At 42.9% G+C, this 15,482-nt stretch carries 17 protein-coding genes; 6 read left to right on the top strand and 11 right to left on the bottom strand.

Annotated features, from left to right (window positions below):
- Positions 1–923 precede the first annotated feature (923 nt).
- The 3 genes from EXT47_RS03895 to EXT47_RS03905 form a co-directional block, all read right to left on the bottom strand.
- Positions 924–1,376 (bottom strand): hypothetical protein, encoded by a 453-nt coding sequence (locus EXT47_RS03895; protein WP_226898891.1) that lies wholly within the window; start codon positions 1,374–1,376, stop codon positions 924–926.
- A gap of 150 nt (positions 1,377–1,526) precedes the next feature.
- On the bottom strand, positions 1,527–1,769 hold the full coding sequence (locus EXT47_RS03900; RefSeq protein ID WP_130125922.1) for a hypothetical protein: 243 nt from the start codon (positions 1,767–1,769) through the stop codon (positions 1,527–1,529).
- A complete protein-coding gene (locus EXT47_RS03905; RefSeq protein ID WP_130125923.1) occupies positions 1,769–2,023 on the bottom strand; it encodes a helix-turn-helix transcriptional regulator in 255 nt (84 codons plus the stop codon). The genes EXT47_RS03900 and EXT47_RS03905 overlap by 1 nt, the downstream gene beginning before the upstream one ends.
- Positions 2,024–2,118: 95 nt before the next feature.
- On the opposite strand from EXT47_RS03905, the gene EXT47_RS03910 reads away from it, so the two are divergent.
- Positions 2,119–2,487, top strand: a complete 369-nt coding sequence (locus EXT47_RS03910; protein WP_130125924.1) for a hypothetical protein — start codon at positions 2,119–2,121, stop codon at positions 2,485–2,487.
- 170 nt (positions 2,488–2,657) lie between these two features.
- On the opposite strand, the gene EXT47_RS03915 is transcribed toward EXT47_RS03910, so the two are convergent.
- From EXT47_RS03915 to EXT47_RS03925, 3 genes are all read right to left on the bottom strand, one after another.
- On the bottom strand, positions 2,658–3,212 hold the full coding sequence (locus tag EXT47_RS03915) for a hypothetical protein (RefSeq protein ID WP_130125925.1): 555 nt from the start codon (positions 3,210–3,212) through the stop codon (positions 2,658–2,660).
- Positions 3,213–3,329: 117 nt separating this feature from the next.
- On the bottom strand, positions 3,330–4,064 hold the full coding sequence (locus EXT47_RS03920) for a YafY family protein (protein WP_130125926.1): 735 nt from the start codon (positions 4,062–4,064) through the stop codon (positions 3,330–3,332).
- A gap of 32 nt (positions 4,065–4,096) precedes the next feature.
- Complete coding sequence (locus EXT47_RS03925) at positions 4,097–4,414, bottom strand: hypothetical protein (RefSeq protein WP_039496744.1); 318 nt, start codon at positions 4,412–4,414, stop codon at positions 4,097–4,099.
- A 155-nt stretch (positions 4,415–4,569) separates the two neighbouring features.
- Here EXT47_RS03925 and EXT47_RS03930 point away from each other — a divergent pair, with 155 nt between their 5' ends.
- A complete protein-coding gene (locus EXT47_RS03930; RefSeq protein WP_039496747.1) occupies positions 4,570–5,580 on the top strand; it encodes a hypothetical protein in 1,011 nt (336 codons plus the stop codon).
- A gap of 132 nt (positions 5,581–5,712) precedes the next feature.
- A complete protein-coding gene (locus EXT47_RS03935; protein ID WP_130125927.1) occupies positions 5,713–6,099 on the top strand; it encodes an MmcQ/YjbR family DNA-binding protein in 387 nt (128 codons plus the stop codon).
- Here EXT47_RS03935 and EXT47_RS03940 read toward each other — a convergent pair.
- Positions 6,077–6,958 carry a LysR family transcriptional regulator gene (locus tag EXT47_RS03940; RefSeq protein ID WP_130125928.1) on the bottom strand — a complete coding sequence of 294 codons (882 nt, stop codon included), beginning with the start codon at positions 6,956–6,958 and terminating at the stop codon, positions 6,077–6,079. The two genes, EXT47_RS03935 and EXT47_RS03940, sit on opposite strands and share 23 nt — an antisense overlap.
- A 389-nt stretch (positions 6,959–7,347) precedes the next feature.
- Between EXT47_RS03940 and EXT47_RS03950 the strand changes: the two genes are divergently transcribed.
- Positions 7,348–7,731 carry a rhodanese-like domain-containing protein gene (locus EXT47_RS03950; RefSeq protein WP_039496749.1) on the top strand — a complete coding sequence of 128 codons (384 nt, stop codon included), beginning with the start codon at positions 7,348–7,350 and terminating at the stop codon, positions 7,729–7,731.
- Positions 7,732–7,835: 104 nt separating this feature from the next.
- The gene (locus EXT47_RS03955; RefSeq protein WP_130125930.1) at positions 7,836–9,281 is read left to right on the top strand and encodes a serine hydrolase; all 1,446 of its coding nucleotides are present in this window, start codon (positions 7,836–7,838) and stop codon (positions 9,279–9,281) included.
- Here EXT47_RS03955 and EXT47_RS03960 read toward each other — a convergent pair.
- Both EXT47_RS03960 and EXT47_RS03965 read right to left on the bottom strand, forming a co-directional pair.
- On the bottom strand, positions 9,235–11,442 hold the full coding sequence (locus EXT47_RS03960) for a tetratricopeptide repeat protein (protein ID WP_240701591.1): 2,208 nt from the start codon (positions 11,440–11,442) through the stop codon (positions 9,235–9,237). The genes EXT47_RS03955 and EXT47_RS03960 overlap by 47 nt on opposite strands.
- 96 nt (positions 11,443–11,538) lie before the next feature.
- On the bottom strand, positions 11,539–12,129 hold the full coding sequence (locus EXT47_RS03965; protein WP_039496754.1) for an ACP phosphodiesterase: 591 nt from the start codon (positions 12,127–12,129) through the stop codon (positions 11,539–11,541).
- 156 nt (positions 12,130–12,285) lie between these two features.
- Between EXT47_RS03965 and EXT47_RS03970 the strand changes: the two genes are divergently transcribed.
- Positions 12,286–12,867: a YqaA family protein gene (locus EXT47_RS03970; RefSeq protein WP_039496756.1), complete on the top strand. Its 582-nt coding sequence runs from the start codon at positions 12,286–12,288 to the stop codon at positions 12,865–12,867.
- On the opposite strand, the gene EXT47_RS03975 is transcribed toward EXT47_RS03970, so the two are convergent.
- Positions 12,864–13,922, bottom strand: coding sequence for a hypothetical protein (locus EXT47_RS03975; protein ID WP_039496757.1), 1,059 nt, complete (start codon positions 13,920–13,922; stop codon positions 12,864–12,866). The genes EXT47_RS03970 and EXT47_RS03975 overlap by 4 nt on opposite strands.
- Before the next feature lie 64 nt (positions 13,923–13,986).
- Positions 13,987–15,471 (bottom strand): sulfotransferase, encoded by a 1,485-nt coding sequence (locus EXT47_RS03980; protein ID WP_130125931.1) that lies wholly within the window; start codon positions 15,469–15,471, stop codon positions 13,987–13,989.
- Between the last annotated feature and the right edge of the window lie 11 nt (positions 15,472–15,482).

Genomic DNA, 15,482 nt, shown 5'->3' on the forward strand with positions numbered 1-15,482 from the left:
TTGGTTTTTATTTGCGCGCTATTGTTACATAAAAGGCAAGCATTTTTAACTCATTTTTTTTACTCAGCATTCGAATGTTTATTGGGTGTGCTGGAGAGAGGAAAGTAGCGCTGATTGTTAATTCTGATTTTATCTCCTGAAGCAGCTAAGTCGCTTACAAGCACCAAAAGAACTTATCAGCGCATTGTGTCTCCCTCATCACACCCGAAAGTAAATTGCCAATGAGTCATTTCAACGCATGGATGCGTGAAAAGCGGTGACAGGGCCAAGGATGGCCCTTACACCGCGGTGACGTTCATATTGGCAATTTACTTGAGGAGTCAGTGTGATGTTGGGAGTGCCTTTTCTTTTGCTTACTTGTTCTTTGGGCATCAAAGAAAAGTAAGTCGTAGCCCATGGATGGGCGTCGAAATCCGTCAGGAGGACGGGCTGACTTTACGGTAAATTTCGAGCTACCAGTCGTTAGCAACATAAACCTCCATGTTTAATATCAAAGCGCATTCATGCGCTCCTCGTTCATTCTTTTTAAACGACGAAAAAGAACGAACCAAGAAAACGTCGCCCCAGTATCACACTTAATCCTCAAATCCTAAGCCGATATAGTGCAACCGTCTTGTAAGGCACGTCCCTGTGCCAGACAAGACTTGGCCGACATCCTGTCGGCACATTGCATATCGGCTTATGTTTTTCGGGTGTGATGAAGGGGGAGCAAGTTGTCTGTTAGCTGTTCACTTGAGGAGTCAGTGTGGTGTTGGAAGTGCCCTTTCTTTTGCTTACTTGTTCTTTGGGCATGGCATCAAAGAAAAGTAAGTCGTAGCCCTTGGATGGGCGTTGAAACCTGTTATCAGAGCATAGAGGTTCTACTTACTACAGCTTGTGAATACAAAAGCAAAAAAACCAGAGAGAAATCTGGTTTTTACGGCTCATGAAAGTTCAGATTCTTGTGGGGTGTATGATTTTGCTCCGCAAATCATCATGGTTAACACTGTACCACAACATATTGACCATGCGACATAAATCAGCCCCTCAAAATTGTCGTATATAAATGTCCAAGATTTCATTTCAAAGTATGACCATGCAATGTTTTCTAGCATAGCTAATAGGTTCATTAAGCCCATGTAAAGAAAAAACCAATGAAATATTCCATCAAAATATGTCAATGCCACATCTTTGGACTGAGATATTGAGCGCGAAAACTGTACTCTAAAAATCAAAAGTAGAGCTGTAACTATATTAAATAGAAGCTGGGTTCCATAGATTATTGTTCCTTGTAAGAGCTGATTCTCAGATGGTACGGAGTCATTTATCAAGCCTAACTCGAATACTGCATGATTCAACGCTGTAAAAGTAAACATAATACCCGAAATATGAATCATGTTAACTTCCTTTATGTAAGAGCCATATAGCATGCAAGTTCCAAGTATTATTAGGCAAAGGGGGATAACGATCCGGTGATCCCAAAGTTGAATATAAAAAATGGCGATAGAAACAATGCTAAGTAGAATCAAATGTGAGAGTTTCATTACTTACCCTTTAAAATAATCGATCGGAATTATTTCAACATTATCTGAACTAACGGCATTTTTTCTTGGGGGCTTCGAGGCGCTATTTCCGCCGACTACAGATTGTATACTTTCTGAATGTAGTAAGTTTTGATTAGTCACAACGCTAGCAGTTGCTAATTTTTGAAACGCTGCTGTATTAACGCCAACTCTAAATAAAAAAAAGTAAATGCGGCTTATCAAATCAAGAAGTTTAACCTTTTTCATTATTCATCATCCTGTATTTTTGTCTTTGCAGAACTATTCAAATCACTGCTAATTTGCTTGATCTGATTAAGTAAAGATTTAGCGTCTATTTTGCAGAACATAAACCACTGAAAAAGTTGCTTTGATCTTATATCGCTTACGTCTAGCTCATAGTTACTAATGGTTTTACGATCGCACCCAAGCTTTTTTGCCATCTGTTCTTGCGAGATACCGGCCTTTCTTCTCATTGCTTTTAAATCATCGCCATTAATCACGTCCTTTTCCTTTTTTCTATGATGCGGAGACTTTTGCGCATCTAATTAAACATAATGTTAACAATAAAGTTGAAACATTAAAACAGAAAATGAACATGCTAAGTTTACTAAAAATTGATGAAGTTGTAGTCACAGCCGTGCCGGGCTATGGGTTACACGATATTTCTAAATATACCAAAGGTCAACAGGTGGTTTACATAAAACATGTTTTTGTATCCAAAATTCATTCGCTAGTGAAACCAAATATAACTGCGGAAGAAATAGACTTTTTGCGTAGGCTCGATCAGGCACATCAACACTGTTACTTTTTAGTTTATGTAAAGAGCAAAACTACAGGGCGATATGATTCTGCCTTTTTTATGGATGACGCTGAGGCTATAAAGGGACTTGAAGTGATCGAGGTAGAACCACGCTTGAAGAATTTAGATACTATCTCACAAGTGATTAGAAACGTTTTACTATAAAAAGTAGCTGTCTCCTCTTCGTTTTTAATTCTAGTCGGGTATAAGTAGCCATATTTTGCTCAAAGTCGCCTGTCAGTCAAAGTCCATATCAATTTGTCTAAATGGTAAGGCAAGTGATGAGCAAATACAGTTGGAGGAATATTTTCCTCCATTCAATCAGTTCAACTTGCTTAGCTTGACGCGAGGCAACGGGCACTTGGGGTTTCACCGGGTTCGATGATATTAATATTGACCTCTTTTAAGTCACCGATTATGGGTTTCAAAGCTTTATCAAAACGATTTGCTGCGGCTTCGATTTTTTCGGCATAGTCGTCAATGGCATCAAAATTAGCGGCGTGACTTTCAATTACTGCCTCAATCTGCTTGGCCTTTTCTTCTTGTTTTGCCAGTAGCGCTTTATTGATCACAAGTCGATCGTCGTCTTCTTGTATCGCCTCTTTACTAATGACTTCCATTTCTTTGCTGAGCAGTGCGAGCTTGTCTTCAATATCTTTCATTGGTAACTCAGAAGCTGACATATCAAGCTCTGCCGCTTTGAGTGCTTTGTATGCGGCCACCTGTTCGGCGTCCATGGTGTGTTTGATTATTGGGTTACAGTCTTGGTAAGCGATAAGCCGGTAGCTGCCTTGTGTTTGCGGCTCGGTTGTATTTGCATTGGAGTAGCCAATGCAGGCACTCAAAGCCAGTGTTACCGAAATAATGAGTATTGATTTTGTGGTTTTCATAAGCACCTCGAAGGAGTAAGTCTGATTTACAAAATTAGTCGCGGTGTAGTTTGAAAAGGTTGGTTTTAGATGCGCAAGTATTAGTAACAAAATATGAATCGGGCAGTGAGCTTAGAATTAGTTGCTACTTTTATCAGGCGCTTGGCATTGGTATTGTGCAATTTCTTCGGCGTATTTGGCTTTAACTAACTCAACATAATGATTGAGGTTTTTATCAGGACGTACGGTAAAGGTCAGCTCACTTTTATGTATCGCGGTGATACGGTCCAAGCGAAATTCACGGTAATCACTGCGGAGCTGACAAAATGCGACCAGCGTCCACTTTCCACCCCAATAAACCAATCCGAGTGGCTCGATAATACGCTGGGTTTGTTGCTTTGCAACGTCTTGATACTCAAGTTGTACACACTGCTTAGCCGCAATGGCGAGCCTAAGTGTAGCGCTAAAGGATTGTTGTTGCGGTCCGTGCTTAAAACTTGAGACCAAATAAGGGGAGTGGTCATGCTGTTGTTTGAGGTGAGCGGGTAGCACGGCCTCGATTTTGGCAATGGCCGCTTTTGCATGCGCGCTAAGTTCGGGATCCGTCCATGCTCCAACCATTTTACTACCAAGTAACAATGCGGTGAGTTCATCATAGCTAAACATCATAGGGGGCAGTGGGTAATCACCAATGATATAGCCGACACCTGCTTCCCCCTCAATTGGCACGCCAGAACTTTGTAAGTCCTGAATATCGCGATAAATCGTACGCTCAGATACCGTAAAGTGATCGGCCAATGATTTAGCGGTAACCGCTAATCGTCGACCCTTGAGCAGATCCACTAACTGAAAGAGACGTTCTGATTTATGCACGGGTTTTCCTTGTTATTCAAATCTCAGATTGATTAACCGCTACATGGGGTTTGAGAGAGCACATTACTGTGACTAATGGTGACACTCTCGCTGTCTATGTATTGCGTTAATCTTTGGCATACTTCGGTTGTTGGGAATTGCGCCGAAACCGCTTTAGCATGCTCCATCGATTGCCAATAAATAATATCTAAATACTCGCCAGTCTGACTGTCTTTAGTCAACGAACGATATAGTAACCCAGGTTGCTGTTCAACCCACTCGGTAAATGCTGGGTTTACACTCATAATGTCACTCTCTGTAGCACCAAGAGCCAATTTAAATTTTACAATCTCTACGACATTTTGTTGCATGGTCTTTCTCCTTTTTGAGTTCAAGATGAGTAAACCACGATGTTGTGTCAGGGAGTGTCAGTAGTGTTTAAATATACAGTGCATTTTATATCTAGATCTGTATTAGGATTTAGGGTACTGCAATTGGCAGGATTAAACGTGTAAAGGATAAGGAAATGAAATTAAGTACAAGCATATTTGCAACCAGTTTGGTTGCATCCGCTATCTGCGCTTCCCATGTTTTTGCAAAGGATATAAATGACAGCGATGTCAAAAAGCTGCATGTCTTGGCAAAGCAAGTTGCATCACAAAGTACCAGTGGGTCGTATACTTTTGCTATCAACTGTCATACCAACCCCAGCTTACTGAAACGTGCCGTTGAGCAAGTAAGTTGGCCTGTCGATGAAATTACCTTTGCTATTCAAGGACAATGTCAGGGCCCAATTAAGATCACGAGACGTGGTATCACCATTTCAGGGTCTGATAATACTCAAGATGTTATCTCTGCGGCGCTAAACGACGTGCAGCCGACCATATTAGTGGAGTCTGGTTCGGTTAAGCTCAATAACTTAGGGGTTGTTAGCACCGCTCAGCAAAGTAGCGTAACGGTGACGGCGCAGGGAATGGCAAGATTGGATAATGTCGCGACTCAAGTGCAAGGCACTGAGCCTGAATACCACTATATCGTGACAGATAATAGTAACCTTTACTTAAGTAATCTAAACCAAGCCAAAGTGAAAATAGCAGGGGGCGCTTTTGCTGAATTTGTAGCCGGAAATCAGGCGATGACAGCATATGTGTTTGACACCGCCAATGCTAGAAGTACCCAAGGGAACCAGTTCGACGCAGTACAAGTTGCTGGAAATGGCTACTTTTTAGCAGATGGGCAGTCGCATATAAACCTATTAATGATCTGGAGTAAAGGCGCCGCCGAAATCGACCAGCAAAGTAGTGTTGGTGAACTGATGATGGGCGGCCAAACCTTGTTTGCTGCTTATAGAAACTCGACCTTGTCAGGGCCTTACAGCTTCTTTGGGAACGTGGTTTTTGAGTTGGAGCACTCCTCTGCGACAAATTGGGTAACGCAAGAAAGGCCGCACTCACTGTTTTCTGGTAATAATGCCGTCGTGAATGGCGAACTATTTCCAAGTTGGAGTTGGCAAGGACAGGCACCACAACCTGAGTGACCTGAGCTTCAAAACAATGAGTTAGCGTATTTCTTATTCAAACCTCAGGTTGAGTAATTTATGCTACTACGCCGCTTGGTATTATGCTTTACTACTAAGCGGCAACGATTAACCTAAAGGCAGAAGAATAAGATGGATCATCAACAAGTACACGACTACTTGCTTGCAAAACCCTATACCAGCGTAAGTCAACCTTTTGGTGAAGGCGTTGAAGTATATAAAGTGAAAGACAAAATGTTCGCGACGTTGGCGCTTGGTAAAATGGGCAAAGAAGATGACGAGCATCCCCATTGGCGCGTAAATCTCAAATGCGATCCTGATGAAGCGCAAGCGCTGCGAGATATTTTTAGTGCGGTGTTACCGGGTTACCACATGAATAAAAAGCTCTGGAACACGGTGGTGCTCGATGGCTCCATTCCTACTGGAGAACTTGAGCGGATGATGGATAACTCATTTCGCCTTGTAGTCGAAAAAATGCCGAAAAAGCAGCAGGGGATTATCCTTGCGCAGCATCAATAGATGCACAAACGACTTGGTACACGGCGTTCACTTTAGGCTCTGTGAGCGCTTGATTTGCCACAACAAAATGTACGGGGAGCGAAAAGTCTAGCAAACTCGACAAGGCAACTTCTGCTCCTTGATCTGCAATGGCGTTGGTTTCAATAAAACTCACGCCGAGCCCTGCCTTAACTAAAGCCAAGCGGGAGCGCTCATCCGCAGCATTAATATTTACCGCGTTTACTTCGCTTAGCTGTTGATCAAGTTGCTTATCAAAAGGGCAGCCTTTTCCCATACGTATCCACGTCATCTGTGCTAATTCGGCTTTATGTGATGGCACAGGCCAAGATGCAGGATAAGCGGTGGTAACTGCAACTTCTGTGAGCGGTACAGCGCTAAAATGTGCAGGTACTTCGCCATAAATAACCCCACCATCAAGTAGGCCATCACTGAGTTTGTCGACGATGACACCACTTGAGAGTAATTCCAGCGAAAAAGAAAGACTTGGAAAGTGCTGGTTGAGTGTTTTTATCAGTGTGCCAAGTTTGCTCGAGGTGCCGATAGGGTGGTTCAAGCCAAGTCTGAACTCGCCTGTGAGCAGTGTTTTGGCTTGTGCTGCGGTATGCATTAAATCATTTGCACTTGCAAGCGTTAACTTAGCTTTGTCTAGCAAGATCTTACCTTGTTCTGTGAGCTGCATCCCTTTGCTAGAACGATGAAACAATACGGTATTGAGTTCTTCCTCAAGCGCTTTGATATGGGCGCTGATAGCAGGTGGTGTGGTGTACAGTCGTTTCGCTGCTGCTGTTAGATTTTGGGCTTCTGCAACCGCAACAAACGACCTTAAATGGTAAAACTCCATTGCACTAAACTCAATCACGTATTGAATACCACCAGTTTAAATGAGCTTGCTGCGATTGCCTATTCTGAAATGATGAACATCGCCTTCAAAAAATATGAATTCATTAACGCCAGTCGAGTGCGTAACGTAGTTGACCTCGGGTGAGGTTAAATAACCTGAGCTTCGGATAATTAATGCCTTTCTAGCAGCCAGTTTTAGCGCTAACTGCGTTGAATTCACTTCCAATAGCCAGCTATTGGTGCGTAAATTCGCCTAGTTATCCCCAAAACTCTCTGGCTAGATAAGACGATAGTTTAAGGTGATTAAAAAACAATGAGCTAGCTCATTCCTTATCCAAACCTCAGGTTAAATAATTATCCGCAGCTCAGATTATTTAGGACCCAAGGTATTTAAATAGGAGTTAAAAGATGAAAGTAGATGTATCACAGTATTTTGCAATGAAGCTGGCTTGCGAAACGGATTGTGCTGATGTTTATCAGGCGATGTTAACGGGGCAGCAGGATTTTGTGCTATTTGATGTCAGGTCGAATGAAGCCTTTGCCAAAAGTCATGCTCAAGGCGCAGTCAATATGCCAAGCGCAGACATAAGCGAACTGACGATGACTAAGTATGACAAGGTTACGCCAATCGTGGTTTATTGTTGGGGTCCTGGGTGTAATGGCGCAACAAAGGCCGCGTATAAGCTTGCAAAAATGGGCTATCAAGTAAAAGAGATGATAGGTGGAATTCATTACTGGGAGGATTTCGAGCGTTACCCCGTTAATCGCCGAGTGTCTCAGGCACAAAGTTGATGTAGGTGCATTTTTCTTCATCTCATGATTATACTGTTATTCATTCACGGCACATTTATCAGTGTGTAAAGTGAGTGAATAATGATAATAACAAGGGAAATATCATGCCGAAACTATTGTACTGCGCCATATTTTGCTCGTCTTTGCTAAGTCAGACATCCTTCGCCACTGACTCGGCTCAACATCAAGTTGAACAAGTTGCTCATAACCTCTTACCTAAAGTGCAGTTAGAAGGCCAAAAATATAAACCTGTAGATTTGCAGACGCGTCTTCAAGAAACGCATTTGCCGGGCTTAAGCCTTGCCGTGATCAAAGATGGTAAAGTGGTGTGGGCTGAGGGGTTTGGCATTGCAGATAAAAAGCAAAATCGAAAAGTGACCACTGAAACACTGTTTCAGGCAGGGTCAATTAGTAAGCCCGTTGCAGCGCTTGCGGTATTAAAGTTAGCACAAGACGGTAAAGTCGATTTAGATGCTGACGTTAATCAATATCTCACCTCTTGGAAAGTACCAACAAACGAATTTACCAAAGCCAATCCTGTTACTTTGAGACAGTTAATGAATCACACTTCGGGGCTCACTCAACATGGCTTTCCGGGCTACGTGCGTGGTAGTAAAATTCCAACCGATGTTGAAGTCTTAATGGGTAAAGGCAATACCGACTTAGTGACGGTTGACACTTTGCCAGGTAAAGCTTGGCGCTATTCTGGCGGTGGTTACACGGTAATGGAATTGCTCGTGGCAGATGTAACAAAAATGCCATTTGAAGAGTATGTCCAACAGGCAATTTTAACTCCGTTGGGTATGCACAATAGTACCTATGCGCAACCACTACCAAAAACGCTATGGTCAAAAGCCAGTGCTGCGTTTGACGATAAAGGCGAGCAAGTCGAGGGGGACTGGCATGTTTATCCAGAACAAGCCGCTGCTGGTCTTTGGACCACTCCGGTGGATCTTGCTAAATATATTATGGCCGTACAACAAGCGTATGCCGGCAATACCGTGGGGCCCATCACGCCAGAGCTGGCGAAGCAAATGCTTGAAGTTCATCATGACGTATGGGGTTTGGGACCAGAGCTTGAACAGCGTGAGCAAGGACTTATCTTCACCCATGGTGGTAAAAATAAAGGCTTTAGCAACCGTTTTGAAGCATATGTAGAAAAAGGCGAGGGTATGGTGTTGATGTCCAATGGCGACTCAGCGAGTACCGTATTTGGTGAGCTTCGTATTGCCATCAGCGAACATTACGGCTGGGATTTTCTACGCAGTAAAAAAATAACAGCGATTACATTACCTGAGGCACGCGCAAAGCAATTGGAAGGTCTGTATGCTTATGAGAAAGATCATCAGTTTAAAATGAAAATCACCCGAGATGGTACGCGATTTAACGTCTTAGATATGGCTCGCGATAACCTGATGGCATTCGTTGCCACAGAGGAAGACACCCTGATTGAGCTTGAAGGGGGCGCAGATGTCACCATTGAAACGAATGACAAAGGTGACATCACTGCGGTGATTTGGCGTGGCCTATATCGTTTTGAGCGGATTTAATCGGAAGCTTCACTTCAACGAGTAGCCCGCCAAGCGGGCTATGATTGGCGTTGATAGAACCGTGATGCGCCAACACAATATGTTTGCTAATCGCAAGTCCAAGCCCCGAGCCGCCAAGATCCCGACTTCTGGAGTGTTCACAGCGATAAAGTCGTTCAAAAATTTTATCTAGCTCCGAGGTTGCTACTCCTGGGCTTGAATCTTCCACTGTGATAATGGCATATGAGTCGACTAAGCGTGTATGTATTAGACTGGTTCCCGCTGCATCGGTGTAAAAATGGCTGTTCCGTAAAAGGTTCAGGATGACCTGTTTTAGACGCTGTGGGTCGCCTTCTACCAGCAAGACTTGCTCACTTAAATTACAGCGCAGAGATTGCTGCTTTTTCGCAAAAACAGGCGTGAGTTCAGAGCAGCAATCCTTGACAATGGTATTAATATCAAGCGGCCTGAGCTCTAACGACATCACATTATTGTCAAACCGAGCGGACTGATAAATGTCCGAGATTAAGGTATCTAGTTGGTTGATTTTACTATTCACTTTTTTATAGGCGACATCAATATCAGGCTCGATATTAAATTGCATCGCCTCAATTGTCAGTTTTAGTCCGGTTAACGGGGTACGCAACTCGTGAGAAATATCGGCGAGCAATTGGTTTTTTTGCTCTAAAGCTCGCGCGGCCATGTGCTGTTCTAAGGCTTCTAGTTTTTGTTTCTGGCGTTGTCTTAAAAAGTATATGGCAAGCCCTGCGAGCAGCAACAGCGCAGAGGCGATGGCCAAGCCTCGCTGCAACTTTAGGTTTTCTAAATTTGCTTGTTGCAGCGACTGTTCTTTTTGTAACAAGCTAAGCGCTTGTTCCTTTTTCACAAGTTCTATGTTTAATGCCATTTTGTACGCTTTGTTTTTATCACTAACCTTCTTTAATTCAGTTTGTGCTTGCTGATATTGTTTTAATTGAGCAAGTGCGGCTTCAAACTCGCCTGCTTGTTGATAAATTGCGGCCAGCTGTTTGTGAATATCACTTTGAGTTTGAGTGCCAAGCTGAGGTTGCTTTAGTAATAGTTCAAGCTGTTCTTTGGCGTCTTCACTTTTATCTTGAGCCAAATAGACATTAGCAAGTGCCAGCCTAACGGTGCGCTCTGTTCGGTTGGCACCGGATTTTATCGCAAGTGTAAGCGCTTCATTTGCACTATTTAAGGCTTCATTCACATCACCTTGAGCTAGTTGGACATTGACTAAATTACTTAATTGCCAAGCCGTGTCGCTGTCAGCCTCCATTTTTTTTGTTAGGGCAAGGCCGTTTAGAATAAACACCTGAGCTTGCTTATACTCTCCCTGTTGATATAAAACTTGGCCAATCTTACCGTAACTGTTGGCGATATGACGCGGATTACCTAATAGCTTATCAACCCTGAGCGCCTGCTCAAAATGTGATAGTGCAAGAGGAAATTCTTCTAAATCACGGTAGAGTTCGCCGATGTTGTACAGTGAGTTGGAGATCCCTTGCTGGTTATTGCGTTTGCGCTGAAGCATAAGAGATTGTTCATGGAAGCTGATAGCTTGCTCAATTTGGCCCATGTAATCGTAAACAATGCCAATTTGGTTATAGAAACTTGCGAGTCGCGGAACATCATTAATGCGTTTTGCAATTTGGATGGCCTGCTCGGCATGATTTAGCGCGCTACGGTAGTTTGCCCGAAAGCGGTTAATATGAGCAAGGCGATCATGAATATCTGCAATTAACCGCTCACCGGCTTGAGAGGTGGTGTTGAGTGCCAGCTTAAGCTTTTCTTCTGCCTCTGTCGCGCGATTTTGACTAAGTAGCACCGTGGCGTGACTCAATAGCAATTTACTCTTGGCATCAGGATCTGCCACTTTATCTAACACCTGATTGAGCTCATCTATCGCCTGATAAGCAGTTTCATAATGGCCAAGCAAAGAGTGAGCTTCAATCTTCATTAGGCTGAGTTTAAACCAAGCTGCTGAAAGATAAGTTGGCGTCGTGTTTTTGTTTAGGAGTGTGTCAATTTCTTCAAGCGCAACAGATGGGTTATCGGTTAACAGCAGCTTCAACGTTTCAAGCGTGGGTAATAGTGCACTGGCATGGGTGGAAAACGGAGTTAAAAGTAAAAATAGCGTAAATAGTGCTTGGACAAAAAGCAACCTAACTCTGTTTAACACTGCAAAAAACCCCATTACCAACAAATATATCTGCATTATAGTTGATAACCATGGAGCAAATATAGAGGAGTATTTACTCTAAATTTCAGATTCTATGAGTTGTTGTTGCATGTGGGCAATTAATTGTGGAAAAAAGACATTAAATCCTGACTCTAGTTGTTGATAGTGCTTTGTAATATCCCTTTCACTGCCAGCAAATTGGTTTTGAAAACGAATACGTTTAGCGATGTTATCGAGCGCATGGCCCACACCAGCTACGGATTCATAGGTGGCAAACCAATCATTTTGTGTCATTGCGCTAACGACTCGTTGCATGTGTGCGGGCATGATGTGCAAGTTATCGTGAAGCAGGGAAAAGCTCTGACGCTTAAAGTCGTCAAGCGAGGTGCTGTGATATTGCTGCCAGTGTTTAATCAAAAAGTGGTCATATAACACATCCAGTGCAATGCCTGCAAAACGGCGACGCGTGGGCGAAAAAAGTTGTTTAGCGGATTTTGTAATCGAGTGGCTATCGGTAAATTTATCGACTTGCCTATGTGTTTGTAGACCAAGTTGCACAGGTTTAGGTAGTGCTTGTATATTCACGCCTTTTTGAAAGTCACCGAGCAAGTTACCAAAGTGCGATGCGGCAGTCGGTTTGGCAAAGTACAAATGCGCCAAATAATTCACAGAAACATCCCTCCAACCATTCACTCTAAAACAGGGTACCGCATTTGTCCGCACATACAAATACCCGCATATATAAAGCACTGCTTAATTCAGGAAGGAGAAACTTAGCTTAGGCTATGCTTGTCTCCATTGCTGGAGAACATTAGGGGAAGTGTGATGGCGTTAACGGCTGAATTGAAGCACAAGACCAAGCGATTAGTGGAATCAAAAAATATGCTCAAAGGGATCACGGTTGCCTCTTTTTTAGAGTCAACCATCGTGCCTATTCCGCTTGAAGCCGTGATGGTGCCGCTTATGCAAGCAAGGCGAGAAAAGCTATGGCTAATTGCGTTAATGGCGACGGTTGGATGTGTGATTGGTGCTTTATTTGGTTATGCGTTGGGTTACTATTTACTTGATGCCGTGGGGGATTCCGTTATTGAGCTGCTGTCGAGTCAGTCTCAGTTTGAGCAAGTGAAAGCGCAGATGCAAAGTCAGGGGTTTTGGTTTGTGTTGACCTTAGGTATTGCGCCAGTACCTTTTCAGATTGCCATGTTAGCAGCAGGCGCCACAAAATTTTCACTATTACAATTTCTAATTGCAACCTGTATTGCCCGTTCACTACGTTATTTTGGCTTGGCGGCGGTCGTTTACTTTGCTGGTGATCAGGCCGAAAAGCTAATTAAAAAACATAAAATAAAAGCCGTTATTCTCACAACGGCCATTGTGCTGCTCGCATGGTGGATAGCTAGTCGCTAGTATTTTCTATACAAAAACTTTGATTCATTTTGTGAGCGTGCAAAAGCGAGTAAATCATCGCTCAGTGTTAGTGGCTCTGACACTAATGTTTGATACTGTTGATAAAAATTATGAGGGGCTCCGGCGTGCTCAAATAAAGTGAGCGCTGCTTCTCCCTTGCGTACATACTCTCTGTAATCTTTGGGTTTATTCAGTAATTGAATATAGGCAAGATAAAAAGGCTCAAATTCAGCATGTCTTTCAGAACCTGCCTGCTTTAGCATGAGATCAATATTGTACAACAGCTCGCTTTGATGCTGCATCGTCTCAATCAACTTGTTTTGATCTTGGCGGATCATTGAGGCTACTACTCGTTCGTCAAAGTTATTAAGTTGTTCGGTCACTGTTTGATAAATCTTTGCAAATTGAGCTTGATGTAAAACACTGAACTGTTGTTGCAAGTGGCGTAAAAAAATAGCTTCCTGTTCAACTAGTAAACCTCGTTGCCGTTTTGCTTCTACTAATACCGCTTGGTAACTTTGAGATTGTCTTTGAATATTTTGCAGTGTTTCAATCTGCTCAGTAATTGTTTTTATCTTAGTATTTATGGCAAGCAGCTTTTGATTGATCTCGATAGTATTCCACTTGCTAGGAGAGTGGTTAAAAAAAGAGGTGAACGATATTTCATTTTTACTTGCTGTCGTGTGCAATTGGACTAATTCATCAATCAACTCAGTAAGTGGGTAATCGATAGATAACGCACGCAGCAATGTATCCGCTTGCAATGAGTTATTAATATCTTTGGATTGTCCAGCTCCTATCTGGGCTGTAACAATGTTGCCGTTGTCATAGGCGCGTTGTGCATCGGATAGCAAAGTGGAGGCATTCAATGTTTCTAGGTATAACGCTTGCCACTTATTATTATCATATTCATTGAGCGACTTGAGCGCGTTAAGTTGGGCATCTAAATTTCGTTGCTGTTGAGCAAGGGTTAATTCTTGCTCTATCTTAGTAATTTCTGATGGCGTGCAGGCCGCTAATGCAGTTAGAAATATAATAGAGAGTAGTTGCTTCATATCGTTATTGTTTTGTATTCCTTTTGTCTAACGTTAGCATCATCACTGCAATGGGGCAATATTCCTATATTGGGTATACATTTCGATATTTGCCCACACTTGCATTGTTCAATGGCTGTCTGATCTGCATTTTGCTGGCTGTCGCTGAGTAATAACCTTGTTTATAAAAGTGAAGTGCATTGTCTTGCCAATCCAACTCGAGAAATTGACAGACTTCCTTCATCACAGCCTGAGGTATTTCTACCAGCGATTCATAATTCACAAACTTAATTTGAGTCGGATGTTTTTGCGCGGCATCTTGCAAAAACGCATAAGTATCATCATACATAGCTTGAATATCTTGCATCTGGTATGAGTAACCATGGAAGGGGCTATTCGTTTGATATAGCTGACGGAAGTTTGCGATACAAGTATCTGTTCTGTCTCGCTTCATCACGACAAATTTCGCGCGTGGAAACGCCTTTGCGAGCAAATCGATGAAGAAAAAATGAAATGGTTGTTTGTCTATAAAACGTTGAGCACCAGCAACGGACTGCGTGGTGAAGATACGGTATTGCTCAATGGCGTTAGCTTCTTCATAGGCGTGGCTGATATGTTGAATATTGCTGTCGTAGTCATGAGAAAACCTAAGTGTTTGGGGCAATATACTGGTCTCTCCCAGCGGTTGTAGTGGCAATTGCGCTAAGATCTGCTCCATTAAACTGGTGCCTGAGCGTGGTAGCCCAATGATAAATACTGGTGCAAGCGTTTGCTCTGGAGCAAAATCAATAGGCTTGTCTAGAAGCTTGCCAAGTGCTTGAAAATAGCCAGTCATTTGTTTAGATGAATAGGAAATTTCGGCACTTATCGCTTGTTTACTGGCAATAAGGCTTTGCCATGCCTTGGGATAATTTTCCTGCTTTTCGTATTCGAGTGCCTGCGCATGGTAAAGCCGTTGTAATGTAAGTGGTGCAGTTTTCGTTGTTATTTCAGTTGCTAACTGAGCGATGCGAGTCGATGCTAATTCTACAGGAGTAAGCTCTGAGTAGGCTAACTGGCACTTTGCATTACTTGGGTTTGCTTGCACTAAAGAGGCAAGCAGCGTCCGCGCTTGTGCTAATTCACCAGACATCTTTAAATGCATTGCATAGTTGAGCGCGATTTCAGGACAGTGTGGTGAGCGTGTATAGGCATGGCTAAAATGCCAACCAGCGTCAGTATATTGATTTAATCTCAGTAATATATTTGCGAGGGTATCGTGCTCAGATCCCGACAACTGTGTGTTACCTAGCAAATGCAGAATATAACGCTTTGCCACTAATGGTGCTTGGGTAAAAAGCGCAAGTTTGGCAGCGCTCAATGAGTAAAGTGCGCAGGGAAATAAACTTAGGCACTTGTCGTAAATTTTTAGCGCTTTGCTGAGGTTACCGAGAGCGATATTCAATTCGGCCAATAAGGCGTACGCGTGGTGATCGTTGGCATTGGAATTAATGCGAGCGACTAATGCGTGATGCGCCGCTTGAAATTGACGCTGTTGAATATAGCTTTGGATCTGATTGTATGATGTCATCGCAACGTAAA

It is taken from the genome of Pseudoalteromonas sp. CO342X (assembly GCF_004208915.1).
Taxonomy (GTDB): domain Bacteria; phylum Pseudomonadota; class Gammaproteobacteria; order Enterobacterales; family Alteromonadaceae; genus Pseudoalteromonas; species Pseudoalteromonas maricaloris.

What these genes read in the sequence shown, in the direction of transcription:
- EXT47_RS03895 (WP_226898891.1), bottom strand. Translation starts at nt 1,376, where the DNA reads ATGATTCATATTTCGGGTATTATGTTTACTTTTACAGCGTTGAATCAT.
- EXT47_RS03900 (WP_130125922.1), bottom strand. Translation starts at nt 1,769, where the DNA reads ATGAAAAAGGTTAAACTTCTTGATTTGATAAGCCGCATTTACTTTTTT.
- EXT47_RS03910 (WP_130125924.1), top strand. Translation starts at nt 2,119, where the DNA reads ATGCTAAGTTTACTAAAAATTGATGAAGTTGTAGTCACAGCCGTGCCG.
- EXT47_RS03915 (WP_130125925.1), bottom strand. Translation starts at nt 3,212, where the DNA reads ATGAAAACCACAAAATCAATACTCATTATTTCGGTAACACTGGCTTTG.
- EXT47_RS03925 (WP_039496744.1), bottom strand. Translation starts at nt 4,414, where the DNA reads ATGCAACAAAATGTCGTAGAGATTGTAAAATTTAAATTGGCTCTTGGT.
- EXT47_RS03930 (WP_039496747.1), top strand. Translation starts at nt 4,570, where the DNA reads ATGAAATTAAGTACAAGCATATTTGCAACCAGTTTGGTTGCATCCGCT.
- EXT47_RS03935 (WP_130125927.1), top strand. Translation starts at nt 5,713, where the DNA reads ATGGATCATCAACAAGTACACGACTACTTGCTTGCAAAACCCTATACC.
- EXT47_RS03950 (WP_039496749.1), top strand. Translation starts at nt 7,348, where the DNA reads ATGAAAGTAGATGTATCACAGTATTTTGCAATGAAGCTGGCTTGCGAA.
- EXT47_RS03955 (WP_130125930.1), top strand. Translation starts at nt 7,836, where the DNA reads ATGCCGAAACTATTGTACTGCGCCATATTTTGCTCGTCTTTGCTAAGT.
- EXT47_RS03970 (WP_039496756.1), top strand. Translation starts at nt 12,286, where the DNA reads ATGGCGTTAACGGCTGAATTGAAGCACAAGACCAAGCGATTAGTGGAA.
- EXT47_RS03975 (WP_039496757.1), bottom strand. Translation starts at nt 13,922, where the DNA reads ATGAAGCAACTACTCTCTATTATATTTCTAACTGCATTAGCGGCCTGC.
- EXT47_RS03980 (WP_130125931.1), bottom strand. Translation starts at nt 15,471, where the DNA reads ATGACATCATACAATCAGATCCAAAGCTATATTCAACAGCGTCAATTT.